Origin of the sequence: Pseudomonas sp. CAM1A, from assembly GCF_047501685.1 — a bacterium.
Lineage (GTDB): Bacteria > Pseudomonadota > Gammaproteobacteria > Pseudomonadales > Pseudomonadaceae > Aquipseudomonas.
Genome location: NZ_JBFNXP010000007.1, coordinates 82,352 through 109,049, shown reverse-complemented (window position 1 = coordinate 109,049; position 26,698 = coordinate 82,352). Strand labels below are relative to the sequence as shown.

At 65.5% G+C, this 26,698-nt stretch carries 22 protein-coding genes; 5 read left to right on the top strand and 17 right to left on the bottom strand.

The features are described from left to right. Positions 1-96: 96 nt before the first annotated feature. From ABZO33_RS17140 to ABZO33_RS17115, 6 genes are all read right to left on the bottom strand, one after another. Entirely contained in the window at positions 97-987 is an 891-nt protein-coding gene (locus tag ABZO33_RS17140; RefSeq protein ID WP_414537005.1) for an alpha/beta hydrolase, read from the bottom strand. A gap of 69 nt (positions 988-1,056) precedes the next feature. Continuing rightward, positions 1,057-3,285 (bottom strand): TonB-dependent siderophore receptor, encoded by a 2,229-nt coding sequence (locus ABZO33_RS17135; protein ID WP_414537004.1) that lies wholly within the window; start codon positions 3,283-3,285, stop codon positions 1,057-1,059. Positions 3,286-3,368: 83 nt separating this feature from the next. Then, a complete protein-coding gene (locus ABZO33_RS17130) occupies positions 3,369-4,706 on the bottom strand; it encodes a histidine kinase sensor domain-containing protein (RefSeq protein ID WP_414537003.1) in 1,338 nt (445 codons plus the stop codon). Beyond that, on the bottom strand, positions 4,706-5,398 hold the full coding sequence (locus ABZO33_RS17125; RefSeq protein WP_414537002.1) for a response regulator transcription factor: 693 nt from the start codon (positions 5,396-5,398) through the stop codon (positions 4,706-4,708). Before ABZO33_RS17125 ends, ABZO33_RS17130 begins: the two co-directional genes overlap by 1 nt. Positions 5,399-5,514: 116 nt before the next feature. After that, positions 5,515-6,444, bottom strand: coding sequence for a FecR family protein (locus tag ABZO33_RS17120; protein WP_414537001.1), 930 nt, complete (start codon positions 6,442-6,444; stop codon positions 5,515-5,517). Next, a complete protein-coding gene (locus tag ABZO33_RS17115) occupies positions 6,437-6,976 on the bottom strand; it encodes a sigma-70 family RNA polymerase sigma factor (protein ID WP_198754411.1) in 540 nt (179 codons plus the stop codon). Before ABZO33_RS17115 ends, ABZO33_RS17120 begins: the two co-directional genes overlap by 8 nt. A gap of 170 nt (positions 6,977-7,146) precedes the next feature. Between ABZO33_RS17115 and ABZO33_RS17110 the strand changes: the two genes are divergently transcribed. Next, entirely contained in the window at positions 7,147-10,074 is a 2,928-nt protein-coding gene (locus tag ABZO33_RS17110; RefSeq protein ID WP_414537000.1) for a TonB-dependent receptor domain-containing protein, read from the top strand. A 253-nt stretch (positions 10,075-10,327) separates the two neighbouring features. On the opposite strand, the gene ABZO33_RS17105 is transcribed toward ABZO33_RS17110, so the two are convergent. The 9 genes from ABZO33_RS17105 to ABZO33_RS17065 form a co-directional block, all read right to left on the bottom strand. Further along, on the bottom strand, positions 10,328-11,026 hold the full coding sequence (locus tag ABZO33_RS17105) for a LexA family transcriptional regulator (protein WP_414536999.1): 699 nt from the start codon (positions 11,024-11,026) through the stop codon (positions 10,328-10,330). A gap of 220 nt (positions 11,027-11,246) precedes the next feature. Further along, positions 11,247-11,774, bottom strand: a complete 528-nt coding sequence (ppa, locus tag ABZO33_RS17100; protein WP_016484715.1) for an inorganic diphosphatase — start codon at positions 11,772-11,774, stop codon at positions 11,247-11,249. A 91-nt stretch (positions 11,775-11,865) separates the two neighbouring features. Then, positions 11,866-12,681, bottom strand: coding sequence for a zinc-dependent peptidase (locus tag ABZO33_RS17095; protein WP_414536998.1), 816 nt, complete (start codon positions 12,679-12,681; stop codon positions 11,866-11,868). A gap of 7 nt (positions 12,682-12,688) precedes the next feature. Continuing rightward, positions 12,689-13,336, bottom strand: coding sequence for a DedA family protein (locus tag ABZO33_RS17090; RefSeq protein WP_414536997.1), 648 nt, complete (start codon positions 13,334-13,336; stop codon positions 12,689-12,691). Positions 13,337-13,645: 309 nt separating this feature from the next. Next, the gene (locus ABZO33_RS17085; protein ID WP_414536996.1) at positions 13,646-14,104 is read right to left on the bottom strand and encodes an N-acetyltransferase family protein; all 459 of its coding nucleotides are present in this window, start codon (positions 14,102-14,104) and stop codon (positions 13,646-13,648) included. 107 nt (positions 14,105-14,211) lie between these two features. After that, positions 14,212-15,030: an ethanolamine ammonia-lyase subunit EutC gene (gene eutC / locus ABZO33_RS17080; protein WP_414536995.1), complete on the bottom strand. Its 819-nt coding sequence runs from the start codon at positions 15,028-15,030 to the stop codon at positions 14,212-14,214. Between the two features lie 8 nt (positions 15,031-15,038). Further along, positions 15,039-16,433, bottom strand: coding sequence for an ethanolamine ammonia-lyase subunit EutB (locus ABZO33_RS17075; protein ID WP_414536994.1), 1,395 nt, complete (start codon positions 16,431-16,433; stop codon positions 15,039-15,041). A gap of 49 nt (positions 16,434-16,482) precedes the next feature. Next, positions 16,483-17,931, bottom strand: a complete 1,449-nt coding sequence (eat, locus tag ABZO33_RS17070; protein ID WP_414536993.1) for an ethanolamine permease — start codon at positions 17,929-17,931, stop codon at positions 16,483-16,485. Between the two features lie 180 nt (positions 17,932-18,111). Next, positions 18,112-19,632 carry an aldehyde dehydrogenase family protein gene (locus ABZO33_RS17065; RefSeq protein WP_367857241.1) on the bottom strand — a complete coding sequence of 507 codons (1,521 nt, stop codon included), beginning with the start codon at positions 19,630-19,632 and terminating at the stop codon, positions 18,112-18,114. 267 nt (positions 19,633-19,899) lie between these two features. Between ABZO33_RS17065 and ABZO33_RS17060 the strand changes: the two genes are divergently transcribed. From ABZO33_RS17060 to ABZO33_RS17045, 4 genes are all read left to right on the top strand, one after another. After that, the gene (locus tag ABZO33_RS17060) at positions 19,900-21,834 is read left to right on the top strand and encodes a sigma-54-dependent Fis family transcriptional regulator (protein ID WP_414536992.1); all 1,935 of its coding nucleotides are present in this window, start codon (positions 19,900-19,902) and stop codon (positions 21,832-21,834) included. A gap of 66 nt (positions 21,835-21,900) precedes the next feature. Next, complete coding sequence (gene mpl / locus ABZO33_RS17055; RefSeq protein ID WP_414536991.1) at positions 21,901-23,250, top strand: UDP-N-acetylmuramate:L-alanyl-gamma-D-glutamyl-meso-diaminopimelate ligase; 1,350 nt, start codon at positions 21,901-21,903, stop codon at positions 23,248-23,250. Then, a complete protein-coding gene (ubiX, locus tag ABZO33_RS17050; protein WP_414536990.1) occupies positions 23,247-23,876 on the top strand; it encodes a flavin prenyltransferase UbiX in 630 nt (209 codons plus the stop codon). The genes mpl and ubiX overlap by 4 nt, the downstream gene beginning before the upstream one ends. Beyond that, complete coding sequence (locus tag ABZO33_RS17045; protein WP_414536989.1) at positions 23,873-24,160, top strand: YceK/YidQ family lipoprotein; 288 nt, start codon at positions 23,873-23,875, stop codon at positions 24,158-24,160. The genes ubiX and ABZO33_RS17045 overlap by 4 nt, the downstream gene beginning before the upstream one ends. 102 nt (positions 24,161-24,262) lie before the next feature. On the opposite strand, the gene ABZO33_RS17040 is transcribed toward ABZO33_RS17045, so the two are convergent. Both ABZO33_RS17040 and ABZO33_RS17035 read right to left on the bottom strand, forming a co-directional pair. Then, positions 24,263-24,907 (bottom strand): oxidoreductase, encoded by a 645-nt coding sequence (locus tag ABZO33_RS17040; protein ID WP_414536988.1) that lies wholly within the window; start codon positions 24,905-24,907, stop codon positions 24,263-24,265. A 27-nt stretch (positions 24,908-24,934) separates the two neighbouring features. Continuing rightward, complete coding sequence (locus ABZO33_RS17035; RefSeq protein ID WP_414536987.1) at positions 24,935-26,668, bottom strand: C13 family peptidase; 1,734 nt, start codon at positions 26,666-26,668, stop codon at positions 24,935-24,937. Between the last annotated feature and the right edge of the window lie 30 nt (positions 26,669-26,698).

The window sequence follows — 26,698 nt, the reverse complement described above, 5'->3', positions numbered from 1 at the left end:
TCAAGCCCGCTCCCACGCTGATGATGCCTGCAACTCTGTGGCTTGCGCGACAGCGCAGCACAATGGGTTGGCCAAGCTCGTGGAACGAATTACGCCTCACTGAGTCGACCTGGACATCCTGTCCATCACCCACCGCAGTGAGGCCGGTAGCATTGCTCCGTGGTCCAGGCCGTCGAATGGCTGGAACGTCACTGACAATCCCTTCACTCCGGCCAGACTGGCCACCAGCTCCCGGGCAGATCGTTGCACATCGCCCTGCAGCGGCTCCCGGGGATTGGCCGGCTCCCGCGTACCGCGCATCAGCAGCAGGCTTGGCCGGCTGGTTCCCAGTCGTGCCTGCAACCTCTGCATCTCGGCCACGATGGCGCCGTCGTGCCACCACAACGATGGGCTGGCTGCCGCATAGTGGCTGAACAGCCACGGGCGGGTGAACAGCGCGTGCAGCGTCAACAGCCCGCCATAAGAGTGGCCCCAGAGTGTCTGCTGTTGCGGGTCGACGGGCGCCACAGCGGCGACCATCGGGCGCATGCGCTGCTCCAGCAGGTCGAGGAATTCATCGGCACCACCGCTGGCCTGGCCGGTCAGGGGGTCGCGCTGCGCGGCCAGTCCTGGCACCACGGGGGTGTAGTCGTAGGTACGTGCGGCGCGCTCGATGCGTTGGTCTGTCTGGTAGCCGATGGCAACCAGCAGCGGTGCCTCGCCATTGGCGAGTGCCTGCAGTTGCTGCGATGCCAAGGCGCTGATCGCGGCGTTGCCATCGAGCATCCACAGCACCGGGTAGCCGTTGGCGGGTGCCGGGCGCTGGGGCTTGCCGATCCACAGGCGGTAGTGGCGCTGGCCGTCCCGCGAGTCCAGGTCGAGGTGGCTGAAGCGATAGGCCAGGTCCTGGCGCTGCAGCAGGGTGGTGTCCATCTTCTGTTCGGGGTGCGGCTGCGCCAGGGCCGTGCCGGTCAGCAGCAATGCCAGGGCAAGGGTCGGGATTTTCATCAGGCGTTCTCGTGGGGGTCTTCCATGACGTGCCGCCGCTGCATCGTGGATGCAACGGTGGCAGGGGGCTCAGAAGGAGGCGGTGAGGCTGGTGTAGAGGGTGCGGCCCGGTTCGTTGTAGGTCGCCGCGCCTGCGCCTTCGATGCCGTTGACCGCCTGGGCGTTGCCGGCGCGGTACAGGCGTTTGTCGAACAGATTGTCGATGCCGGCAGTCAGGCTCAGGTTCTTGGTCAGGGCGTAGGTGCCGCTGGCGCCGACCAAGGCGTAAGGCGCCACCTGGTCGTTGGCGGTGCCGGTCACGCGCTTGCCCTGGTAGTCGTACTTCTTCGGCGTCTGCTTGCCGTACCAGGCCACGCTCAGTTGCAGCGACAGGTCGTCCGTGGCTTGCCAGTCGAGCATCGAGTTGAGGGTGTAGACCGGGGTGACCGACAGGGTCTCGCCGGTGGTCTTGTTCTTCGATTGCAGCATGTAGGTGAGGTTGTTGCTCCACTTCAACTGCTCGCTCAGCGGGATGGTCAGAGTGCCTTCCAGACCCTCGACCAGCGCCTTGGGGATGTTCTCCCATTGGTAGAGCGTCGCGTTGGCGTTGCCGCCGACGCCGCCGGATGCCTGGCCGATGCCGCTCAGGCCTGAGTCGATCTTGTTCTTGTAGTCGTTGCGAAAGTACGTCAGGCCCGCCACCCAGCCGTTGTCCTGGAACTCGATGCCCAGCTCCTTGTTGACGCTGGTCTCGGCCTCAAGGTGCTCGTTGCCCTGCAGGTAGCAGCTGGTGGTCTGCCCGTAGCACCCCTGGCCACGGCTGTAGAGCAGGTAGTCGGGGTTGAGCTGGTACAGGTTCGGCGCCTTGTAGGCACGGGCGATGCCGGCCTTGAGCGTCAGGGTGTCGGTCAGCGCATGGGACAAGTTGAGCGACGGGCTCCAGTTGTCGCCGACGATGCTGTGGTGATCGAAGCGCAGCGCCGGGGTGAGCATGGTGCCGGGCAGCAGTTCGACGTTGTCCTCGGCGAACAGCGAGAAGATCTGCGCCTGGGTGCTGGTACTGCGGCCGCTGCTGGTCAGGCCGGGCACGCTGCCGCCTTCGCTGGTGCTCTGGGTGTTGGCGCTGGGGTCGTCCAGCCTTTGCTGGCTCCACTCGCTGCCCAGGGTCAGGGTCTGGTCGCGCCAGGCGTGCAGCGGCAGGTTGAGCTCGCCATGGGCGGTCAGGTCGCGCAGGGTCGAGGTATAGAAGTCGGTGTTGCTGAAAATGCCTTCGGTGCCGCCGGCCAGGCCTTCGTTGATGCGCTGGTTGCGGGTCTTCTCGTATTGCAGGAAAGCCATGCTGCTGCCGAAGTCCCAGTCGCCCCGGTGGGTGATGGCGAAATTCTCGCGGTAGAGGATGTTGGTTTCCTTGCCCAGCATGCTTTTGACGTTGGCATTGGAGTTGGTGTTCTGCGTGTCGCCCGCGTACAGGTTGCCCTGGCGACTGAAGCCGGCCTCGAGTTCCAGGGTCTGTTCCGGGGTCAGGCGCCAGCTCAGCAGGCCGTTGAGGTCCTTGTTGCGCACACCTTCCCGGCCAGCGGGCAGGGTACCGGCCTGGGTGCCGGTGCGCACGGACTCGTGCCCGGCGTTGATGTCCCAGTCGTCCGCGTCGGTCTTGGCCACGTTGCCGTAGACTCGGTAGCTCAGGGTGTCGGTCAGCGGGCCGTTGAGGCCGAAACTCATGCGCTTGGTGGCGCCTTCGTCACCATGCTGCGGGAAGTTCTGGTACACGGTCATGTTGCCGTGGGTCTCGCCCGCCGGCTGCTTGGTGATGATATTGATCACCCCACCCATGGCTCCGGAACCATAGCGTGCCGCCGCCGGGCCGCGGATCACTTCGATGCGCTCGACCTGGTCGGCCGGCACCCAGTTGGTGTCGCCGCGCGAGTCGCGCTCGCCACGCCAGCCGTAGCGTACCGAACTGCGGCTGCTGACGGGCTTGCCGTCGACCAGGATCAGGGTGTTTTCCGGCCCCATGCCGCGAATGTCGATCTGGCGGTTGTTGCCGCGTTGGCCGCTGGTGGAGTTGCCGGTCAGGTTGACCCCAGGCATGGTGCGGATGATCTGCGACAGGTCATTGGCTGGCGGGCGCTTCTTGATGTCTTCGGCGGTGATGATCGACACACCGGGTGCCTGCTTGGTCTCTTCCAGCGCGGTGGCCACCACATTCTGGCTTTCCAGCTCGATCGGTGCGGGCTGGTTGGCGGCGTGCACGGCGCTGCTCAGCAGGCAGCTGGACAGCAGCAGGAAGGGCGACAGGCAAAGCGGGCGGGGCGACATGTGTGATCTCCGGCGCGGCGGGCTGATTTCAAGAGATCACAGATGGTAATGGCTCTTATTTGAGAGTAAAGCGCATTAACTTTCTAAACACTTTCGGCTACGGGCAGCAGCAGGTGCAGGCACAACCCGGGGTGGCCGTTGCTCGCCCACAGCCGTCCGCCCTGCAGCTCGATGGCGCGTCGGGCGATGGCCAGGCCCAGGCCGAAACCGGCGCCGCTGCCGGGCAGGCGGCGATAGGCCTGGAAGATCGGTTCGAGTTCCGCCTCCGGGACCCCAGGCCCGTGGTCGCGCAGGCACAGGTGCCAATACCTGCCCTCGCGCCAGCCCTCCAGGCTGACCTGGCCACCTGCGGGCGAATGGCGGATGGCGTTGCGCAGCAGGTTTTCCAGGGCCTGGGCCAGGCTGTCCAGGTGAGCCTGCACCAGGCAGTCAAGGCCCAGCGGGCAGGGCAGCCGGTCCTTCGCCCAGCCGCTCTCGAAGCTGCTGTCCTGCACCAGCGCTTCCCACACCGAAAGTACCAGCACCGGTTCGGTCGCCAGTTGCGGCTGCTCGGTGTCCAGCCACGCCAGGTCGAGGGTGCCCTCCAGCAGTTTTTGCATGTCATTCACTTCCCGGTCCAGGCGCTGGCGCAACTGCTCCGGGGGCAGGCCGCTGTCATGGGCGATGCGCAGGCGCGCCAGCGGAGTGCGCAGTTCGTGGGACAGGGTGCGCAGCAGCAGGCGTTGCTGGTCCAGGCTCCTGCGCAGGCGCACGGCCATGTGCTCGAAGGCCTGGGCCAGCTCGCCCAGTTCGTCGCGACGCTCCTGCAGAGGCAGGCCGGGGCCGTCCAGATCGTCTGCACGCAATGCGTCGGCGCGGTCGCGCAGGCGGTTGAGGGGTACCACCAGATGGCGGTACAACGCCAGGCCCAGCAACAAGGCGAGCAGGGCGGGGGCAACGCCGTGGGTGATCACGTGGGTCCAGGGGGTCAACCCGGTGGGCAGCAGGTGTTCGGGGAGCTGGATGACCAGGCGGCCATCCTGGGGGTGGTTGGGGAACTCGATGCTTACATAGGGCAGCTCGTCCTGCAGGCGCCGGCTCATGGGCCAGTCGAGCTTGCGCATGAAGGTCAGGCGGCTGGCCTCCTCGGCGCTCAGCGGGGTGGAACCGAGGCTTTGCAGGTGCGGGCCGATGATGGCGACCCAGGTGTCTTCCCGGACTTCCAGTTCGCGGCGCAGGCGCTCAACGCCGTCGGCGCCATCCGTGCGCCAGGCCTGCTCGGCCTGTTCGGCGAAGCCAGCCAGGTACACCCGGTCGGCGGGGGCGAGGAAGTAGGTGCTGCGTTCCACCGACAGGCCCCAGGTCCAGATCAGCCAGGTCAGCAGCAGGCAGAAGCACACCTGCAGCAGCGCCAGTTTCCACAGCAAGGGATGTCGGCGCATCAGGCGCTACCTGAGTCGACCAGGATATAGCCCTGGCCGCGCACGGCCTGGATCTCCAGGTGCCCCGCACCGATGGCGGCGAGTTTGCGGCGCAGGTTGCAGACATGCACGTCCAGGCCACGGTCGAGGCGGGTGTAGGCCCGGTGCAGGACGCTCTGGTAGAGGAAAGCCTTGCTCAGGGCCTCGCCGGGGTGGGCCTGCAAGGTCGCCAGCAAGCGATATTCGGAACCGGTCAATCCGGCGTTCTGGCCCTGGTGCGCGACATCATGGTTGGCCGTGTCGAAGTCCAAGGTGCAGGTTTTGCGCGGAGCAGGCGGCCGCCGGTCCAGCGCCACCCGGCGCAGCAGGGCGTCGACCCGGGCATCCAGCTCGGCCAGGCTGAACGGTTTGGGCAGGTAGTCGTCGGCGCCACGGGTGAAACCGCTGATGCGGTCCTGCTCGGCGCCCAAGGCCGACATAAGCATCACCGGCACGGCCTGGTGCCGGCGCAGTTCGTCGAGCAGGCTGAGGCCGTCGACACCCGGGAGCATGATGTCCAGCAGCAGCAGATCGAAGTGTGCCTGGTGTATCGCATTCAAGGCCTGTGTGCCGTTCTCGCAGGCCTTGACACGGAAGCCACGGCGCAGGAAGTGGTGTTCCAGGTCCTGGCGCAGGCGGGGGTCGTCTTCGGCGAGGAGGAGCTTGGGGGACACGGGATGGCCTTGATGAGAATGCGTTGCAAATACGAATCATCCCATTGGCGGCGGTGCCGGGGCAATGGCCAGGTGCTGGCATTTCGTCGCTTGGACAGCACCTGGCTTGTGGGATTTCAGCGGCTGATGAATATCCCGCCGGCCTCGCTGCGGGTACGCAGCTTATGGCTCTGGGCCAACATGGCCAGGGCCAGAGGCAGGTCATCGATCGGGAAGCTGCCCGAAACCCGCAACTCGGCCAACGCCGGGTCGCAGACCAGGCGCTGGTCGCCGTAGCGCATCAGTTCCTGGGTCCATTGCAACAACGGCATCTCGTCGATTACCAGCAGGCCATTGCGCCAGGCCAGCTGGGCGTCGCGTGCATCCTCCAGCGGATCGAGCCGATCACGGCTGAAGCGCAGCTGCGAGCCTGCCTGGACGATGACACCGCCGGCGGCTTCGGGCTGGACCTGTACGGCGCCTTGGTAGACCGCGAGCAGGGTCTGCTGGGGGAACTGGCGCACGCTGAAGCGGGTGCCCAACGCCTGCATGACGCCTTGCCCGGTGCGCACCCGTAAAGGGCGCGACGGGTCCGCCGCGGTGACGATGTATATCTCGCCCCGGCGCAGGTGCAGCAGGCGCTGCTCGGCCGTGAAGCGCACGCTCAGCTCGCTGCGGCTGTTGAGGGAAACCTGGGTGCCATCGGCCAGCAGCACATCCCGGCGTTCGCCCAGGGCGGTGAGGTAGTCGATGCCACCTTCGCTGCGCCGCCATGCCCACCAGCCCAGCGGTGCCGCGCCCAGCAACACCAGCAGGCTGCGCAGCACGGTGCGCCGGCTGCTGTCCGGGCGCACCAGCGTCTGTCGGGCCAGGGTGGGAGGCAAGGTGCCGAGGCGGGTGAGCAGGCGCTGCGCCCGGTTCCAGGCGCGTTCGTGCTCGGCGTCGCGGTATCGCCAGTGCTCCAGTTCGCGCTGTTGTGCCGGCGTCAGCGGCCCTTCCTGCATCAACAACAGCCAGGCGGCGGCCTGGGCGAGAATGGCCTGGGCGATGGGAGGCTGGTCACTCATCGGGCATCTGGCTCAGGCAGGCGACGTAGCCCTCGTGAATGTATTTCTTCACCGTCGGCAAGGCGATGTTCAGTGCCTGGGCGATGTCTTTCTGCTTCATGCCGTCCAGTGTTGCCATCAGGAAGGCTTGCCTGACCCGTGGCCGCAGGCTGTCGAGTACGGCATCGATCTCGTGCAGGGTCTCGAGAATCACGCTCTGCTGCTCGGGCGACGGATGTTCGACTTCGGGCACCAACGCCAGGGCCTCGAGCCAGGCCTGCTCAAGGGAATGCCGCCGACGCCAGCTGACCAGCACGCAATTGGCGATACGGGCCAGGTAGGCACGTGGCTGGCGCAGGGTATCAGGCTGGGTGGTGTCGCGGCTGGCCAGCACGCGCACGAAAATGTCCTGGGCCAGGTCATCGGCCACGCCACGCCCCCAGGAACGCAAGCGGTACGCCAGCCAGCCGCGCAACCAGGCGTGGTGTTCGACGTACAGCGTGGTGACGGCGCAGTGCTCGATGTGCCGTGGCGGGTTCTTGAAGAGGGTCATGGGCAGCGGGGTCAAGGGTGTAAATGCAAACAATTATCACTAGATTTGGCTAAATCACAAGAACAAGTGAAAATGCGAATCGCACGCATATACCTTTTTCGCTGTCGTGCGACAGAAGGGGTGCAAGCCCGCATCGAGTGCCGGGCACTGACCTCACGAGCGAGAAAAGCATGCCCGCCAGCTATCGGCTTCCCCCAGTTTCGCGCCCATCGCAACGCTTGTCCCCGATCAGCTTCGCCGTGCGGTGCGCGGTGCTCGGCTGCTTGCTGGGCTCTGGCGCAAGCCTGGCCCAGGCCGCCCCGGCGGCAACCGAGAACGCCCGGCCCGACGACGCCACGCGTCGCGACTACGATATCGCCCAGGGGCCGCTGAGCACCTCGCTGGGCGTGTTCGCCAAGCAATCGGGGCTGTTGCTGTCCTACGACCCCGACCTGACCCGCGGCCGCGCCGCGCCAGCGCTCAAGGGGCGCTACACCGTGCAGGAGGGCGCCCGGCGCCTGCTGGCCAATACCGGCCTGCAGCTGCTGCCCAACTCACGGGGGGCGTACATCCTCATCCCTCAGGCCCAGGCATCGGCGATGGCAACGGAGCTGACACCCACCGTGGTCGCCTCCAGCGAAATGGTCGACCCGCAGCGTGACACCTACCGCGCGCCGCGTTCGACGGTGCACCTGTCGCGTGAAGACCTCGACCGCTTCAGCACCGTGTCGGTGGGCGACATGCTCAAGGGCGTGGCCGGCGTGCAGGTGGGCGACAGCCGCAACGGCGGCGCGCTGGACGTCAACATTCGCGGCATCCAGGGGCAGAGCCGGGTCGCGGTCAGGGTCGATGGCGCGGAGCAGGCGCTGGATGTGTACCGCGGCTACGGCGGTACCCAGCAACGCAGCTACATCGACCCGGACCTGATCAGCAGCGTCACCGTGAACAAGGGGCCGAGCACCCGCTCCGGGGCGATTGGCGGCTCGGTGGAGATGAAGACCATCGGCGTGGATGACATCCTGGTCGATGGCAAGGACGTCGGCGTGCGCCTGACCGGCAACCTGTGGAACAACGGCGTCGAACCCGAGCACCGCAACCGCCATTCCCGCGACGAGGACCTGAGTGCGGCGCCGCGTGATGAGCGCGGCAGCCTGTTCGGCTCCAAGGCCGAATCCGGCAGCGCCGCCTTCGCCTATTCCCACGAGCGCTTCGACCTGGTGGCGGCGTATGCGCACCGCAACCAGGGCAACTACTTCTCCGGCAAGAAGGGCCAGGACCGCTACCGCCTCTATGATCGCTGGGGCGATGAGCAGGCCAGTGTCGCCAACACCTACAATGCCGGCGAGGAAGTGCTCAACTCGTCGGCCGAGACCGATTCCTACCTGCTCAAGACCACCTGGCGGCTGGCCGACGACCACACTCTGGACCTCGGCTACCGGCGCTTCGACGGGCACATGGGCGAGATCATGCCGTCGGACATCTTCCGCTACGGCACCGCCGGCATCTACCAGTACCCCACCAGCGAAATCGAGATCGACACCTATACCGCGCGCTATCACTACCTGCCCGAGGGCAATCCGTGGGTGGACCTCACCAGCAACCTGTGGATGACCGACTCGAAGACCAGCACCTTGAGCGCGGCCTGGATGGCGCCCAAGTCGCAGCTGTTCCGCACCGACCGCGCCTGGTCGCGCCAGGACAACCGCCGCATCGGCGGCGACCTGAGCAATGTGTCGCGCTTCAGCACCGCCCATGGCGATTTCAAGCTTGACCTGGGTGGTGCCTTCCAGCTCGAGGACCTGCAGCCGCAGAAGAGCGTGGTGGCCACCCAGCACGACATCAACGCCAACCGCATGTTGCGCGATGCCTCGCGTCAGGAGTTCAGCTTCAACGGCAACCTGGAGTACAAGCCGGTCGAGACGGTGACGCTGTGGGGCGGCGGGCGCTACGCCCACTACCGCACCAAGGACAACACGGTGCTGGCCGAGGCGCGCCGCGAGGAGCGCGAAATGCGTTGGATCACCGCCAGCAGCCCTGGACACTGGGGCAGCATGATGTGGTTCCCGGACCAGAACGGGCAGTACACCGATGCCACCGACCCGCGCCTGAACAACGGCATCGTCTTCGAGAACAGCAACGAGCCGTTCAATGGCGTGCCGTTCAACGAATCCGGCGCGACCAATGTGGTGGTCCACCCGGAAGGCATCAGCAATGTAACCACCGGCTATGACTACACCCCGCAGGGCAAGAGCAGCGGTGGAGGCTTCTCGCCGGCCTTCGGCATCAATGTCGAGTTCCTCCCCGACACTTTCGTGTACGCGTCCTACACCCAGGGCCTGCGCCTGCCTTCGCTGTTCGAGACCAGCCAGGGCACGCAGCAGGTCACCCCGGGCAAGCACCTCAAGCCCGAGCGCTCACGCAGCTGGGAAGTGGGCGTCAGTGCCTTGCGCAGCGATCTGCTGACCGCGGGCGACGAGGCGTCGGCCAAGCTGGCCTGGTTCGACAACGACATCAAGAACTACATCACCCGCTACTACGACCCAAGCCCGGGGCTGTGGGGGCAGATGACCTTCAGCAACACCGACAGCTTCCACACCCGCGGCCTGGAGTTGCAGTCGCACTACGATGCCGGAAGGGTGTTCGCCGACCTGTCGGCCACCTACTACCTGATGACCGAGACCTGCGACGCGGCCTTCGCCGGCAAGCTGCGCGCCAGTGCCAATCAGTACCAGCGTACCCACGACACCCCTGACTGCACGTCGGGTAGCTACATGGGCTCTTACACCAACACGCAGAACCCGCCGCGCTTCTCGGCCAACCTGCTGACCGGCTTGCGCTTCTTCGACGAGGCGCTGACCGTGGGCGGGCGCATGACCTATACCTCGGGGCCCACCGCGCAGATGGACAAGCCCTGGCAGACCGGCGCGACCACGCCGCAGATCGACTACCGCTCGGTGGCGCTGTTCGACCTGTTCCTCAAGTACAAGGTGCTGGAACACACCGAGCTGAACGTGTCGGTGCAGAACCTGACGGACCGCTACTACCTGGATCCGCTGGCGCAGAGCTTCATGCCGGCACCTGGACGGACCTGGCGGGTGGGGATGGTGGCGCGGTTCTGAGGGATGCCTTGCTTTTCGACAGGCATTAAAAAGCCGGCTTGTGGCCGGCTTCTCGGGGACGGTCTTGGCTCATTTTTGATAAGCCGCAACCGCCTTAAACGGTTGGCAACATGGCCTGAAAAAGATGGCGGACGGCTGTGTGAGGCGTCGCCAGGCCCTCTGGAATGCGGCTTGCACCCTCAGGGGGCGTGATGTGCCGCGTAGCATACCCGTGTGCGTGGCACCTGCCCAGAAAAAAATGGTGCGAGGTGTTTCAGCCCGGACGCGCAGGGCGCAGGCATGACCACCAGAACACCCAGCCGAGGATTTCCAGCTTCTGCACGCGGCGTTGATAGGCGGTGTAGCGTTCGCTGGGGTGGTTGAGGCGGTCATGGCTGTGCAGGCACAGCGTACCGTTCTGGCCAACGGAGAGACGCTGAACACGCAGGCGGCCATTGTGCAGCAGCGCATAGCATTCGCCCTCCACGATGCGGGTAGAGCCGCGGTCGATGGCCAACAGGGTGCCTTGGGGCAGCAAGGGAGCCATGTTGTTGCCCGGCATGCCGAGGCAGATGGCTTTTTCCGCAGAGACCTGCAGGGCCTCCAAGGCCCGCCGGGGAAGCGGCTGGTAGTGCCCTGGCAGGGCTTGCAGACGACCTTGCTCCACGTGATGCAGGGGCAGATGCGCCATGCCAGTCTCCAGGGCCAGCAGTGGCGGCGGCAAGGGGGGGGCCGAACAGGAGGATCGGGCGCAGACAAGCGGGGTCGGATGCTTCGGACCTTCGCCACTGCGCAGCCAGCGCCTGCGTACGCAGAACAGGTCGGCCAGTTCGTCGAGCCGGGCCAGGGGCACGCCGCGTTTGAACCAATTGTTGACGTGCTGCGGCGTGATCTTGCGCTGCGCGGCAAAGTCGGAAGGGGTCAGGTTGCACTCCAGCAGGAGGGCTTTGAGACGGTCACCGGATGTGTTCATGACGGCGAGTCTATCGCCCGTCGAACGGTGTGGAAATCAACCCGATGTCGAGGGTAATTGTAGGAAACGTGGCGGTTTGTAGGGGGTTGCTGAGGATTGGGTAGGAAGATTCGATATGACGCTCAATTGCAGGCCAATCCGCTGCCTCTGGCGCGCTGCCGGATGGCTGACGGCGCCCATAAAAAAACCCTGCCGGAGCAGGGCTTTCTTCGTGTCAGGTTCAGCCCTTGTAGGCTGCGACCGACTTGGTGATCGCGGCGCGGGCGGCGTCGGCGCCGTCCCAGCCTTCGATCTTGACCCACTTGCCCTTCTCGAGATCCTTGTAGTTCGCGAAGAAGTGCTCGATCTGCTGGATCAGCAGGGCAGGCAGGTCGGTGTATTCCTTCACGTCGACATACAGCTGCGACAGCTTGTCGTGAGGAACGGCGATGACCTTGGCGTCGCCGCCGCCGTCGTCGGTCATGTTCAGTACGCCAACCGGACGGGCGCGGATCACCGAGCCTGGGGCGACCGGGTACGGGGTCACGACCAGCACGTCCAGCGGATCACCGTCGTCGGCCAGGGTGTTGGGGATGAAGCCGTAGTTGGCCGGGTAGAACATTGGGGTGGCCATGAAACGGTCGACGAACAGGGTGTCGCTGTCCTTGTCGATCTCGTACTTGATCGGCGCGTGGTTGGCCGGGATCTCGATGGCGACGTAGATGTCGTTCGGCAGGTCTTTGCCGGCTGGAATCTTGCTGTAGCTCATTGGGCAATGCCCCCGTGTTTGAACAAAAAAGTGGCGGCGATTATAGGCACATTCCCACAGTGGGTGCCACGCCCGGCCTGATGTGCGGCTTTCAGCCGTGGCTGGCGCGGTAGTCCGGGTGCCCGGCCTGCAGACGTGCCAGGCGGCTCAGCGGATCCTGGCGGTAGAACAGCGACAGTTGCTGGTAGACCTTCGGGTAGGCCTCATGCAGCAGGTCGGGTGCGCTGAAGAAGTATTCGCTGGTGACGGCGAAGAATTCGGCCGGGTTTTCCGCGGCATAGGGGTCGATGGCCGTCTCGGCGTCGGGGTTGGCGTCGAGCTGGCGGTTCAGCTCGTCGTAGGCCTGCTGCATGGCCTGGGCCCAGTCTTCCACGCGCATACCGTTGTGCAAGGGTGGTAGGCCGTTGGCATCGCCGTTGAGCATGTCCAGCTTGTGCGCCAGTTCGTGGATGACCAGGTTGTAGGCCTCCCAGCCGCCGCTGCTCAGGACTCCGGGCCAGGCGAGGATTACCGGCCCCTGCTGCCAGGCTTCGCCGCTGTGCTCGGCGTCCCAGGCATGCTCGACCCCGCTGCTGTCGCGGTGGCGCTGGGGGCTCTTGAAGTCGTCGGGGTAGAGGATGATTTCGTGGAAGCCCTGGTACCAGTTCAGCTCGCCCAGGTGCAGCAGCGGCAACTGGGCCTGGGCGGCAAGGAACAGGCGCTGCTCGTCGTCCAGCTCGACCCCGGGCAGGGTGGTCAGGTGCTTGTCGTGCAGGAACAGCACGCAGGCGTCACGCAACCAGCGGTCTTCGTCGTCGCTGATGCCGTCGAGCAGCGGCAGGCGTTCGCGGATCACCTGCCACAGCTGTGGATCGACCGGAAAGCGGGCCAGGGTGCGCCTGCGCCGCCAGGCGCTGAACGACCACATGCCCAGGTCAGTGGGCCTTGGCCGTGCGACCGAAGCGGCCGCGCAGCAGGCCAAGGATCATCGGTATCAGTGACAGCAGGATGATCGCCACCACCATCAACGACAGGTGCTGCTTGATGAACGGCACGTTGCCGAAGAAGTAGCCCAGGGTCACCAGGCCGCCCACCCACAGCAGCGAGCCGGCCACGCTGAAGGCCAGGAAGCGCGGGTAGTGCATGTGCGCGATGCCGGCGACGAACGGCGCGAAGGTGCGCAGGATCGGCAGGAAGCGCGCCAGGGTGACGGTCTTGCCGCCGTGGCGCTCGTAGAAATCGTGGGTGCGCTGCAGGTAATCCTTGCGGAAGATCTTCGAGTTGGGGTTGCGGAACAGGCGTTCGCCCGCCGTGCGCCCGATCACGTAGTTGGTGCTGTCGCCGAGGATTGCCGCGGCCATCAGCAGGCCGGCCAGCAAACCCGGGTCCATGCCGCCACCGGCGGCCACGGCGCCGGCGATGAACAGCAGCGAATCACCCGGCAGGAATGGCATGACCACCAGGCCGGTCTCGCAGAAGATCACGGCGAAGAGGATTGCGTAGATCCAGGGACCGTAATTGTTGACCAGCAGATCGAGGTAGGCATCGAGATGCAGGATGAGGTCCAGCGGGTTGAAATCCATGTACAGCACCTGTGTTCTTGACCCGCTTCCACGGGCACGCGATGACGGACAGCGCCATGGTTGGCAAGGGTTTACCGGTTGTGCCGGTAACTTTTCGCACATGACAGGAGGGGGATTATACGGCGAAGTCCGGATTGTGCCCGGAGAGTTTGTAGCGAGGGGTTACGACAATGGGGGGCATTCGGTTTCGTGGGAGCGGGCTTGCCCCGCGTTAGGGGCGTCGTAGCAATCGCGGGGCAAGCCCGCTCCCACAGTGCACGATGTGCCGACGTATCGATCAGGCTCCGTGCGAAGTTTTTCGCACGGACTTCAATCCTGGCTGATCGGCAGGATGTAGTTCTCGAACTCGGTGTCTTTGCGAAAGCCCATGGATTCATAGGTCTTGCGCGCCACCTCGTTGTCGCTGCTGGTGGACACGCGCATGCGCACGGCGTTGGATTTCTTGGCCATCTTCTTGGCTTCGCGCATCAGGTTGTCGGCCACCAGCATGCGCCGCGAGTCTTCGGCGACGTAGATGTCGTTGAGGATCCACACGCGCTTGAGCGACAGCGACGAGAAGCTCGGGTACAGCTGGCAGAAGCCCAGCAAGCGGTCGTCGCCATCATCCGGCAGGGCCAGGTAGATGATCGATTCCTTGCGCTTGAGGCGCTTCTCGAGGAAGGCCCGCGAACTGTCCGGGTAAGGCAGTTGCCCATAGAACTCGCGGTACTTCACGAACAGCGGGGTGAGCAGGTCAAGGTGTTCCAAGGTTGCCTGGATGATGCGCATGGGCGGGCCTCTGAGTCCATTGGGAATACGGCGGATTGCCAGCAGCGTCCACTGGCATGCTGCCTAAAGCAGGCTAGAAGCGCAATCCGCCTTCGGTGACATGTTTTTTACCCTTCACCGAGCAGGAAGTTTCCGCTTTTCCCGGCAGAATCTTCGCTGTCGATACTATGGACCTCGGCTTCGTCCTTCAGATTTACCCCCGACAGCTGGCGCCTGCAGGCCTCGCGCATCAGGTACAGCAGGCGATAAGCGGCCATGCCGTAGCTCAGGCCTTCCAGGCGCACATTGGAAATGCAGTTGCGGTAGGCGTCGGTCAGGCCGACCTTCGGTGCGTAGGTGAAGTACAGGCCCAGGCTGTCGGGTGAACTCAGGCCCGGGCGTTCGCCGATCAGCATCACCGTCATGCGCGCGCCGAGCAGTTCGCCCACTTCGTCGGCCACCGCGACCCGGCCTTGCTCCACCAGGATCACCGGGGCGCTGGTCCAGCCATCGGCGGCGGCCTGCTCCTCGAAACGGCTCAGGAAAGGCAGGGTGTGGCGGTGCACGGCCAGCGCCGACAAGCCATCGGCGACGACGATCGCCAGGTCGACGCCGCCGGGGTTGGCCTGGGCGTGCTCGCGCAGGCACTGGGCTGAGTCCTCGTGCAGACGCCGGCCCAGGTCCGGGCGTTGCAGGTACTGGTGGCGGTCGCTGGCGGCGCTGTGCAATAGCAGGCTGTCACGCCCGCGGTCGCTGAGCTGCTGGCGCAGGCCGACATGGTCAAAGGGCAGGTGCACGGCGTCGCGGGCCTGGGCATGGGCGAACTGGAAGTCCAGTTGGGCGCCGGTCGGCAGGCTGATGCCGGTGCGGCCCAGGGCGATACGTGCCGGCGTCAGGTTGCGCAGGGCCAGCCAGGGGTTGTCGGGGGTGGGGGTGTGTCGTTCCATGCTCACCTCTAGGCCAGCTGTGCCAAGGCCTGGCGGAAGGCCGGCGGCAGGTTGTCGCCGAAGCGGATACGGCCGTCGGCCTGGGTGAAGATGCCCGTGCGCGCAAGCCACGCCTCGAATTCCGGCCCGGGCTTCAGGCCCAGGGTCTGGCGCGCGTAGAGCGCGTCGTGGAACGAGGTGGTCTGGTAGTTGAGCATGATGTCGTCGGAGCCGGGGATGCCCATGATGAAGTTGATCCCGGCGACGCCCAGCAGGGTCAGCAGGGTGTCCATATCGTCCTGGTCGGCTTCGGCGTGGTTGGTGTAGCAGATGTCGCAGCCCATAGGCACGCCCAGCAGCTTGCCGCAGAAGTGGTCCTCGAGGCCGGCGCGGATGATCTGCTTGCCGTTGTACAGGTACTCCGGGCCGATGAAGCCGACCACGGTGTTGACCAGGAACGGCTTGAAGTGCCGGGCCACCGCATAGGCGCGGGTTTCGCAGGTCTGCTGGTCGACGCCGTGGTGGGCGTTGGCCGACAGCGCGCTGCCCTGGCCGGTCTCGAAGTACATCAGGTTCTGCCCGACCGTGCCGCGCTTGAGTGACAGGCCGGCCTCGTAGCCCTCCTGCAGCACGTTGAGGTTGATGCCGAAGCTGGCGTTGGCCGCTTCGGTGCCAGCGATGGACTGGAACACCAGGTCCAGCGGCACGCCGCGGTTGATTGCCTCGATCGAGGTGGTGACGTGGGTCAGCACGCAGGACTGGGTGGGGATGTCGTAACGCTGGATGATCGCATCGAGCATTTCCAGTAGCGCGCAGATCGAGGCGATGCTGTCGGTGGCCGGGTTGATGCCGATCATTGCATCGCCGTTGCCGTACAGCAGGCCGTCGAGAATGCTCGCGGCGATACCGGCCGGCTCGTCGGTGGGGTGGTTGGGCTGCAGGCGCGTCGACAGCCGTCCGCGCAGCCCCATGGTGCCACGGAACGCGGTGACCACACGGATCTTCTGCGCCACCAGTACCAGGTCCTGCACGCGCATGAGCTTCGACACCGCCGCGGCCATTTCCGGCGTCAAGCCGGGGGCCAGGGCCCTGAGGCTGTGTTCGTCGGCCTTGTCGCTGAGCAGCCAGTCGCGCAAGCCGCCGACGGTCAGGTGGCTGACCGTGGCGAAGGCCGCGGCATCGTGGGTGTCGATGATCAGGCGGGTGACTTCGTCCTGTTCGTAGGGAATCAGCGCTTCGCTGAGAAAGTGCTTGAGCGGGATGTTGGCCAGGGCCATCTGCGCGGCCACCCGCTCGCCGTCGTTGCTGGCGGCGACGCCGGCCAGGTAGTCGCCCGAGCGTGCCGGGCTGGCCTTGGCCATCACCTCCTTGAGGCTGTCGAAGCGGTAGACCTGGTGGCCCACGGTATGCGTGAAACTTGCCATACAGAATCTCCAGGGCGCCGCAGGGCTGGCCTGCGGCGCAAGTCGGCAATCAGTGCAGGGCCTCTTCGGCCTTCTGGATCGCGGCGAATTCCTCTTCCGGTGTACCGGCCACCAGGTGGTGGCGGCTGTAGAACGCAAAGTAGGCAATTAATACTGCATAGATCACTGCGGCGCCAATCACCACTCGCGGATCGACCAGGAAGCCGGCGATCACGGCGATGCAGGCCAGAACCAAGGCCACGCTAGAGGTGAAGATGCCGCCGGGGGTGCGGTACGGACGCTCCATTTTCGGGCGGCGGATACGCAGGGTGATGTGCGCGGCCATCATCAGCACGTAGGACAGCGTGGCGCCGAACACCGCCACCAGGATCAGCAGGTCGCCCTGGCCGGTCAGTGACAGGGCGAAGCCGATGATCCCGGGGATCACCAGGGCCAGCACCGGGGCCTTGCTCTTGTTGGTCTCGGACAGTTTGCGTGGCAGGTAGCCGGCGCGGGAAAGCGCGAAGATCTGCCGCGAATACGCGTAGATGATCGAGAAGAAGCTGGCGATCAGGCCGGCCAGGCCCACCAGGTTGACGAAACCGCCCATCCAGGTGGAGCCGCCGTAGGCCTTCGACAGCGCCTCGACCAGCGGGTTGCCCGAGGCCTTCAGGGCTTCGGAACCGGCGCCACCGGGGCCGACCACCAGGATCAGCAAGGCGAAGGCCAGCAGCACCAGCATCGCGCCGATCAGGCCACGGGGCAGGTCACGCTTCGGGTTCTTGGTCTCTTCGGCGGCCAGCGGCACGCCTTCGACCGCGAGGAAGAACCAGATCGCGTAGGGAATCGCCGCCCACACGCCGACATAGCCGAACGGCAGGAAGCTGCTGGCACCGACCGCGTCGGTCTTGGCGATGTCGAACAGGTTGGCTGCATCGAAATGCGGCACCATGCCGATCAGGAATACGGCCAGGGCAATGGCGGCGACGGCGGTGATGATGAACATCAGCTTCAGCGCCTCGCCGACCCCGAAGATGTGGATGCCGATGAACACGATGTAGAAGGCCAGGTAGATCATCCAGCCGCCGATGCCGAACAGCGACTGGCAGTAAGCACCGATGAACACCGCGATGGCCGCGGGGGCGATGGCGTATTCGATGAGGATCGCCGTGCCGGTGAGGAACCCGCCCCAAGGGCCGAAGGCGCTGCGGGCGAAGCCGTAGCCGCCGCCGGCGGTGGGGATCATCGACGACAGTTCCGCCAGGGAAAAGCACATGCACAGGTACATGGTGGCCATCAGCAGGGTGGCGAGGAACATGCCGCCCCAGCCGCCTTGCGCCAGGCCGAAGTTCCAGCCGGCATAGTCGCCGGAGATCACATAGGCGACGCCCAGGCCCACCAGCAGGACCCACCCGGCGGCGCCTTTCTTCAGTTCACGTTGCTGGAAATAGTCCGAGCCGACCTTTTCGAAGTCGACGGAGGAACTCGCCGGCGCGCTGCCGGAATGATCGCTTGGCATAGGGTTCACCTGTTGTTTTTCTTAGGTTGCCGGAGGGACTGCCGGCTACTGGTGATTCGTTTTGCAGAAAGCGGGCCAAGGGGCAGTTGCAAGCCCCAAGCCGCAAGCTTCAAGGAAAGTAGCCCGCATCAGGCCTGCTTTTTCTTGTCGCTTGAAGCTTGGAACTTGAAGCTGGTCTTGTTAGAAGAAGCCCAGCGGGTTGATGTCGTAGCTCACCAGCAGGTTCTTGGTCTGCTGGTAGTGGTCGAGCATCATCTTGTGGGTTTCACGGCCGACGCCGGACTTCTTGTAGCCACCGAACGCGGCATGCGCCGGGTACAGGTGGTAGCAGTTGGTCCACACGCGGCCGGCCTTGATGCCGCGGCCCATGCGATAGGCGCGGTTGATGTCGCGGGTCCACACGCCGGCGCCGAGGCCGAACTCGGTGTCGTTGGCAATCGCCAGGGCCTCGGCTTCGTCCTTGAAGGTAGTGACGCTGACCACCGGGCCGAAGATCTCCTCCTGGAACACGCGCATCTTGTTGTTGCCTTTGAGCAGGGTCGGCTGGATGTAGTAACCGCTGGCCAGCGCGCCCTCGAGTTGTTCCACTTTGCCGCCGGTGAGCAGCTCGGCGCCCTCTTCCTGGGCGATCTTGAGGTAGGACTGGATCTTCTCGAACTGCTGCTGCGAGGCCTGGGCGCCGACCATGGTGTCGGTATCCAGCGGGTCGCCGCGCTTGATCTGCAGCACCTTCTTCATCACCACTTCCATGAACTGCGGGTAGATCGACTCCTGCACCAGGGCGCGCGACGGGCAGGTGCACACTTCGCCCTGGTTGAAGAATGCCAGCACCATGCCTTCGGCCGCTTTGTCGATGAAGCTCGGCTCGGCCTGCATGATGTCCTCGAAGTACACGTTCGGCGACTTGCCGCCCAGTTCGACGGTGGAGGGGATGATGTTCTCGGCGGCGCATTTCATGATGTGCGCGCCGACCGGGGTGGAGCCGGTGAAGGCGATCTTGGCGATGCGCTTGCTGGTAGCCAGGGCTTCGCCCGCTTCACGGCCGTAGCCTTGCACCACGTTGAGCACGCCCTTGGGCAGCAGGTCGCCGATCAGTTCCATCAGCACGCTGATGCCCAGCGGGGTCTGTTCGGCGGGCTTGAGCACCACGCAGTTGCCGGCGGCCAGGGCCGGGGCAAGCTTCCAGGCGGCCATCAGCAGCGGGAAGTTCCACGGGATGATCTGCCCGACCACGCCCAGCGGCTCGTGGATGTGGTAGGCCACGGTGGTTTCGTTGATCTCGGCGGCGCCGCCTTCCTGGGCGCGGATGCAGCCGGCGAAGTAGCGGAAGTGATCGACCGCCAGCGGGATGTCGGCGTTGAGGGTCTCGCGGATCGGCTTGCCGTTGTCCCAGGTTTCGGTGATGGCCAGCAGCTCGAGGTTCTGTTCGATGCGGTCGGCGATGCGCAGCAGGACGTTGGAACGGTCCTGCACCGAAGTGCGGCCCCAGGCATCGGCGGCAGCGTGGGCCGCATCGAGGGCCTTTTCAACGTCTTCGGCGGTGGAGCGGGGGAACTCGGCGATCAGCTTGCCGTTGACCGGGGAGGTGTTCTCGAAATACTGCCCCTTCACCGGCGCCACGAACTCACCACCGATGTAGTTGCCGTAGCGGCTCTTGAAGTTGACCTTCGCGCCTTCGGTGCCGGGATGTGCATAACGCATGATGTGTCTCCTGGTCGTTGTGATTGTTACGGAGTTACCAAGCGTAGAGCAAAGGTCGGGCCAGCGCCTGGAGGCCCTTGTATATCAATGACTTGGGTCAAGGACGGCGGCGCTATCGAAATGACCTGTGTCAGCCTCGGCACGGCCAGGGTGACACTTTGTACCCTTTGCGACACATCTCGTGACCGTAGGGTCGGCGCACCATTGCAAAGCGTTCCTGCCTGGAGGATGCTGGCGACACGCTCTATCTGCGGAGAACAACAAGAAATGCAGAGCAACCCGTTCAGCCGCCATGCCCAGCAAGTGCTCACGGTCGCCCAGGGCCAGACCAGCGGGCCGGGCAGCGACCCGTCCATCGCTCGCTCCTGGCTGCGTTGCCTGGAGGACTACCACCTCGACCCCGCGCGGGCCCAGGCCCCGGTAGTGCTCGAACACGGCCGCCTGCTGGAGAGCCGCGAGCGGTTGCGCCAGGTGCTGCAGATCGCCGACAACGAGATGAACAGCCTGCACCAGCAATTGTCCGGCACCGGGCATGCGGTGCTGCTGACCGACGCTCGCGGGGTGATCCTCAACTGCGTCACCGCGCCCAGCGAGCGGCGCATCTTCGAGCGTGCCGGGCTGTGGCTCGGCGCCGACTGGAGCGAGGCCCGCGAGGGCACCAACGGTATCGGCACCTGCCTGGTCGAGCGCCAGGCCCTGACCATTCACCAAGATGAACACTTCCGTGGCCGCCACACCGGGCTGACCTGCTCGGCCAGCCCGGTGTTCGACCCACACGGCGAGTTGCTGGCGGTACTCGATGTGTCGTCGGCGCGGCCCGATGTCTCGCGCCAAAGCCAGTTCCATACCATGGCGCTGGTCAACCTGTCGGCGAAGATGATCGAAAGCTGCTACTTCCTGCGCCACTTCGAGCAGCAATGGCTGCTGCGTTTCCACTTGCAGGCCGAGTCGGTCGGGCTGTTCAGCGAGGGCCTGCTGGCCTTCGATGGCGACGGGCGTATCTGCGCCGCCAACCAGAGTGCGTTGAACCTGCTGGGGACCATCCGTGGTGGAGTGCTGGGCAAGCCATTGGACAGGTTCTTCGCCTGCAGCCACGACGAAGTGTTCAGCCGCGCCACGCCCCAGGGCAGCACTGCATGGCCGCTGCACACTCGCGACGGTCGCCAGGTATTCGCCAGCCTGCGCGGCCAGGCACGGGCGCCGGTATGGTCGGTGCCGGTGGCCTTGCCCCAGACCGCTGCACCGGGCATCTGCCTGCTCGATCCGGCCTTGCGCGAGGACTTCCGCCGTGCCGTGCGGGTGTTCGAGCGTGACGTGCCGGTGCTGTTGCGCGGCGAAACCGGTTGCGGCAAGGAGGCCTTCGCCCAGGCGGTGCACCAGGCCAGCGCACGCCGTGACAAGCCGTTCGTGGCGATCAACTGCGCATCGATCCCGGAGAGCCTGATCGAGAGCGAGCTGTTCGGCTATCGCGGCGGCAGCTTCACCGGTGCGCGCAAGGAAGGCATGCGCGGCAAGCTGTTGCAGGCCGATGGCGGCACCTTGCTGCTGGACGAGATCGGCGACATGCCGTTGGCGCTGCAGACTCGCTTGCTGCGGGTACTGGAAGAGCGCCAGGTGGTGCCGATCGGTGGCGAGCCGCAGGCGGTGGATGTGCGGATCATCAGCGCCACCCACCGTGACCTGCTGGAGCGGGTGGCGCAAGGCGGGTTCCGCGAAGACCTCTATTACCGCCTCAATGGCCTGGAGGTGGCCTTGCCGGCGCTGCGCGAGCGCAGCGACAAAGCGCAACTGCTGGACTTCCTGCTGGCGCAGGAGGCCGAAGGGCAGGTCATCGAAATCGAACCGAAGGCACGACAGGCGTTGCTGGATTTTGCCTGGCCAGGGAACGTGCGGCAGTTGCGCAATGTGCTGCGCACGCTGGTGGCATTGTGCGAGGAAGGGCGGATCGAGTATCCGGACCTCCCGCAATTGCTGCGCAACGTGGGAGCGGGCCCTGCCAACGCAATTGTGGGACAAGTCGCATCGGCGCACCGTCGCTCCCACGATGGTCGTGCCTGTCTTGGTGACGCCGAACGCCATGCCTTGCTCAGCGCCCTGGAGGCAAACCACTGGCACATGACCCGCGTCGCCGAGCACCTGGGTATCAGCCGCAATACCTTGTATCGAAAACTGCGCAAACATGGCATAGCCAGGGGCTGCTGAACGAAACAGCGTGTGCGAATTGTCTCGGCCTACGCTACCCTGCCTCGACGTTTTGCGAGGTCGATCATGCACATTCATATTCTCGGTATTTGCGGCACTTTCATGGGTTCGCTGGCGGTGCTGGCCAAGGACCTTGGCCACCGTGTCACCGGCTCCGATGCCAACGTGTATCCGCCGATGAGCACTCAGCTCGAAGCCCAGGGCATCGAGCTGACCCAAGGCTACGACCCGGCCCAGCTGGAGCCGGCGCCCGATCTGGTGGTGATCGGCAACGCCATGTCGCGGGGCAACCCGGCGGTGGAGCACGTGCTCAACAAGGGCTTGCCGTACGTATCGGGCCCGCAGTGGCTGGCCGACCATGTGCTGCAAGGCCGCTGGGTACTGGCCGTGGCCGGCACCCATGGCAAGACCACTACCAGCAGCATGCTGGCCTGGGTGCTGGAACACGCCGGCATGAGCCCGGGCTTCCTGATCGGCGGCGTGCCGCAGAATTTCTCGGTGTCGGCGCGCCTGGGCGGTACGCCGTTCTTCGTGGTCGAGGCCGACGAGTACGACAGCGCCTTCTTCGACAAGCGCTCCAAGTTCGTGCATTACCATCCGCGGACCGCGATCCTCAACAATCTCGAGTTTGATCACGCCGACATCTTCCCCGACCTGGCGTCCATCGAGCGGCAGTTCCACCACTTGGTACGCACCATCCCCAGTGAGGGGCTGGTCATTCACCCGACCACTGAGCAGGCGCTGGAACGCGTTATCGGCATGGGCTGCTGGACCCCGGTGCAGACCACGGGCGAGGGTGGCCAGTGGCAGGCGCGCCTGCTCAGCGCCGACGGCTCGCGCTTCGAAGTGCTGTTCGAAGGCCAGGCGCAAGGCGTCGTGGATTGGGCGCTGACCGGCCAGCACAACGTCGCCAATGCCCTCGCCACCCTGGCTGCCGCCCGCCATGTCGGCGTGGCGCCGGCCATGGGCATCGAAGGCCTGAGCGCGTTCAAGAGCGTCAAGCGCCGCATGGAACTGGTTGCCGAGGTTCAGGGCGTGACCATTTATGACGACTTCGCCCACCACCCGACCGCTATCGCCACCACCCTCGATGGCCTGCGCAAGCGCGTAGGCGAGGCCCCGGTGATCGCGGTGATCGAGCCGCGCTCCAACTCCATGAAGCTCGGCGCCCACCGCGATGGTCTGCCGGAAAGCGTCAACGACGCCGACCAGGTGATCTGGTACGCGCCGCCCAACCTGGGCTGGGACCTGGCGGGCACTGCTGCGCAGTGCAAGGTGCCGAGCGTGGTGGCCGATAGCCTTGAGGCGATCATCGAGCGCATCAAGGGCCAGGCCCGTCCGGGCACCCATGTGGTGATTATGAGCAATGGCGGCTTCGGCGGCCTGCACGGCAAGCTGGCCGAGGCGCTGAAGTGAGCGGGCCAGAACGCATCACCCTGGCCATGACCGGCGCCTCCGGGGTGCAGTATGGCCTGCGTCTGCTCGACTGCCTGGTGCGCGAGGACCGCGAGGTGCATTTCCTCATCTCCAAGGCCGCGCAACTGGTGATGGCCACCGAGACCGACGTGCTGCTGCCGGCCAAACCCCAGGCCATGCAAGCGTTCCTCACTGAGTACACGGGTGCGGCCGACGGGCAGATCCGCGTGTACGGCAAGGAAGACTGGATGTCGCCGGTGGCCTCGGGCTCCGGCGCGCCAGCGGCGATGGTGGTGGTGCCATGCTCCACCGGCACTCTCTCGGCGATTGCCACCGGTGCCTGCAACAACCTGATCGAGCGGGCCGCCGACGTGACCCTGAAGGAGCGTCGGCAGTTGATCCTGGTGCCGCGCGAGGCGCCGTTCTCGACCATCCACCTGGAGAACATGCTCAAGCTGTCGCAAATGGGCGCGGTGATCCTGCCGGCGGCGCCGGGCTTTTACCACCAGCCGCAGACCATCGACGACCTGGTCGACTTCGTCGTGGCACGCATTCTGAACCTGCTGAATATCCCGCAGGACATGCTGCCGCGCTGGGGCGAGCATCACTATGGGGTCGATGATTGAGGCGGGTGCTGGCGGGGCTGGTGATACTGGCCCAGCTCGGCGGCTGCGCCACGGTGCGCACCCTGGATGCCAACAAGCCAGGGGCGCCGGTGGTGTATGCCGGGACACGGCTTGACCTGTACGCGATCAATGGCGGGTGCTGCCCAGAGGACCGCTTCGGCGCCGAGGCGCCGGCCTATCCGGGGCTGGACCTGCCAGGGAGCGCGTTGCTTGATACCTTGCTGCTGCCGTTGTCGTTGTTGACGGCGGCGGGGGTGGGGTTCAACGCTACCGGTGGGTTGTAAAAGCATCGCGGGGCAAGTCGCAGCGGCGAACCGCCGCTCCCACGCCTTTGAGCGATAGCCCGTAGCGTGGGAGCGGGCTTGCCCCGCGATGGGCTTGATGCCTTACTTCTTCCCCAGCTTGCGCAACTCGTCCGACTCGACCACCCGGATCCCATCCTCCTCCTCCAACGCCAGGCGCCACAGCGCCCGGGCCAGGGTGCAAGCCTCGATGCCGCGGTACTTGCCCGGTATCAGGCGGGCGAACGGCGCCGCGATCCGCTCACCCAGCCGTGGCTCGATCCGCTCGCCCAGCAACAGTGACGGTCGCACTATGGTCAATTGCGGCCAATCCTGCTGCTTGAGCGCTTCCTCCATTTCGCCCTTGACCCGGTTGTAGAAGATCGACGACTTCGGGTCGGCGCCCAGGGCGCTGATCACCAGCAGATGGCGGGCGCCCATCTCCCGGGCGCGTTTGCTGAAGGCCACGACCATGTCCAGGTCCACGGCGCGGAAGGCCGTCTCGGAGCCGGCCTGCTTGAGGGTGGTGCCCAGGCAGCAGAAGGCGATGTCGACACGGCCGGCCAGTTGCGGGAGAAACATGGCCGGGTCACCCACCGGGTTTTCCAGGTGCGGGTGCTCGGCCAGCGGGCGGCGGGTCGGCGCCAGCACGCGGCTGATGGTGGGCTCGTTGAGCAGGCGGTCGAGCAGGTGTTCACCTGTCAGACCCGTGGCACCGGCAAGCAGGACATGCTGAGGCGTCAGATACATGGTGTGTCTCCCTCGTTACTACACAGCTTAGTGGGCACCAGGGTTTTTTGCCTGATCCCCCGAAGCTGGCTGGGCTTCATTGCGCAGGGCTTGCTCGGCTTGTTGGCGGCGCAGGCGCTGCCAATGGCTGATCACCGCCGGCGGCGCCCAGAGCTGCGGCTCAGAGGCTTCGAAACCTTCCCTTCGTTCTCGTTCGGCAACGCTTTGCCGCGCCAGTTCAAACGCCTGTTTCAGATCGTCGGTCTGATTCAATGCCTGGGCGAACAGGGCGTCGCCGAAGTAGGTGAAGTCGGCCTCTTCCGAACAGCCGAATGACACCCGGTCAGGCCGGGCGGCGGTCATGACCAGGGTGCGGTCGTCCTTGAGCGGAGCGATGTAGCCGCCGGAGTAGCAGGCGGAGATGACGATCACCTTGTCGCGGTCCTTGAGTGGGGCGAGGGCGCTGGCCAGCTCGTCGGCGGACAGGTCGGCCAGTTGCAGGCGCGGCTGGTCGAGCACCAGTTGGTGATCGTGGCTGCCATGGCTGGTCAGGTAGATGAACACCAGGTCCTCGGGGCCGCTGCGCTCGGCCAGGGTGCGGGCAGCGCGGGTGAGGTTCTCGCGGGTGGCCATGGGCCGGTCGGCCAGGTGGTCGCGATGGTTGACCAGGGTGATCTGGCCGTGTGCGCCGAAACGCACCTTGAGCATATTGCTGACATAGTCAGCCTCGCGCAGGAACACGCTCTGCTGGCCGTCGCCGGCCACCACCAGGCTGTACAGCTGCACAGGCGGGACTGATGCCGGCACCTTGGCCAGCGCATCGGCCAGCAGCTGGCCCTGGTTGAGCAGGGCCAGGTCGAGCGGGTCGGGCAAAAGCTTGCCCTGGGCGTCGCGCACGCGCACGCCGTTGACCCAGGTGCCGTTTTCGCTGCGACCGTCCGGGTGGGTCAGCTTGCCACGCCCGTGGTAGGCATCGTCGGCGAAACCGCCGACATACTGGCTGCCGTCGGCCAGTTGCAAGGTGCCGGTGCCAGCGAAGCGCCAGTCACGGAAACCACCCTTGTAACGGCTGCCATCGCTACCCAGCAGTTCGCCCTGGCCGGCCAGCGATCCATCCTTGAAGTCGCCGATCCAGACGTCGCCGTCGACGCTCTCGTAGCGGCCACGGCCCTCGAGGCGATTGTCCTTGAACTCGCCGATGTACTGTTCGCCGTTTGCGCTGTCGTAGGTGCCGGCACCCTGTAGCTGGCCATCGATGAAGTGGCCGCTGAACTGGTTGCCGCTGGCATCGCTGCGTACCCCGGCACCGTTCGGTTTGCCCTTGGCGAACAGGCCTTGGTAGCGGCTGCCGTCAGCCAGCTCCAACTGCCCTGCACCTTCGTACTGGTCGTCCTTGAACTGGCCGCGGTAGGTCTGGTCGTGTTGCTTGAGGGTGCCTTCACCATCCCGGCGACCATGCTTGAAGGTGCCGGCGTAATGGCTGCCGGGCGTGGTCAGGTCGCCCAGGCCCTGGAACAGGCCTTCACTGAACTGGCCACGGTAGACCTCGCCGTTGCTGCCGTGCCATTCACCCTGGCCGTGCCACTGGCCATCTTTGAAGCTGCCGGCGTACCAGCTGCCGTTGGGGTAGTCGATGCGGCCCTCGCCCTGCAGCAGGCCATTCACCACCTGGCCACGGTAGCGGCCGCCATCGGGCAGGCGCGCGTCCGGCGGAGACAGGGATTCGCCTTCGCCACAGGCGGCGAGCAGCAGGATCAGGGTCAGAGGGAGCAGGGGGCGCATGGCGGCTTCCGGGGAAAACGATGCGCCGAG

Coding starts and splice junctions, on each gene's coding strand:
- ABZO33_RS17140 (WP_414537005.1), bottom strand. CDS start 987: ATGAAAATCCCGACCCTTGCCCTGGCATTGCTGCTGACCGGCACGGCC.
- ABZO33_RS17135 (WP_414537004.1), bottom strand. CDS start 3,285: ATGTCGCCCCGCCCGCTTTGCCTGTCGCCCTTCCTGCTGCTGTCCAGC.
- ABZO33_RS17130 (WP_414537003.1), bottom strand. CDS start 4,706: ATGCGCCGACATCCCTTGCTGTGGAAACTGGCGCTGCTGCAGGTGTGC.
- ABZO33_RS17120 (WP_414537001.1), bottom strand. CDS start 6,444: ATGAGTGACCAGCCTCCCATCGCCCAGGCCATTCTCGCCCAGGCCGCC.
- ABZO33_RS17115 (WP_198754411.1), bottom strand. CDS start 6,976: ATGACCCTCTTCAAGAACCCGCCACGGCACATCGAGCACTGCGCCGTC.
- ABZO33_RS17110 (WP_414537000.1), top strand. CDS start 7,147: ATGCCCGCCAGCTATCGGCTTCCCCCAGTTTCGCGCCCATCGCAACGC.
- ABZO33_RS17105 (WP_414536999.1), bottom strand. CDS start 11,026: ATGAACACATCCGGTGACCGTCTCAAAGCCCTCCTGCTGGAGTGCAAC.
- ppa (WP_016484715.1), bottom strand. CDS start 11,774: ATGAGCTACAGCAAGATTCCAGCCGGCAAAGACCTGCCGAACGACATC.
- ABZO33_RS17095 (WP_414536998.1), bottom strand. CDS start 12,681: ATGTGGTCGTTCAGCGCCTGGCGGCGCAGGCGCACCCTGGCCCGCTTT.
- ABZO33_RS17090 (WP_414536997.1), bottom strand. CDS start 13,336: ATGGATTTCAACCCGCTGGACCTCATCCTGCATCTCGATGCCTACCTC.
- ABZO33_RS17085 (WP_414536996.1), bottom strand. CDS start 14,104: ATGCGCATCATCCAGGCAACCTTGGAACACCTTGACCTGCTCACCCCG.
- eutC (WP_414536995.1), bottom strand. CDS start 15,030: ATGGAACGACACACCCCCACCCCCGACAACCCCTGGCTGGCCCTGCGC.
- ABZO33_RS17075 (WP_414536994.1), bottom strand. CDS start 16,433: ATGGCAAGTTTCACGCATACCGTGGGCCACCAGGTCTACCGCTTCGAC.
- eat (WP_414536993.1), bottom strand. CDS start 17,931: ATGCCAAGCGATCATTCCGGCAGCGCGCCGGCGAGTTCCTCCGTCGAC.
- ABZO33_RS17065 (WP_367857241.1), bottom strand. CDS start 19,632: ATGCGTTATGCACATCCCGGCACCGAAGGCGCGAAGGTCAACTTCAAG.
- ABZO33_RS17060 (WP_414536992.1), top strand. CDS start 19,900: ATGCAGAGCAACCCGTTCAGCCGCCATGCCCAGCAAGTGCTCACGGTC.
- mpl (WP_414536991.1), top strand. CDS start 21,901: ATGCACATTCATATTCTCGGTATTTGCGGCACTTTCATGGGTTCGCTG.
- ABZO33_RS17040 (WP_414536988.1), bottom strand. CDS start 24,907: ATGTATCTGACGCCTCAGCATGTCCTGCTTGCCGGTGCCACGGGTCTG.
- ABZO33_RS17035 (WP_414536987.1), bottom strand. CDS start 26,668: ATGCGCCCCCTGCTCCCTCTGACCCTGATCCTGCTGCTCGCCGCCTGT.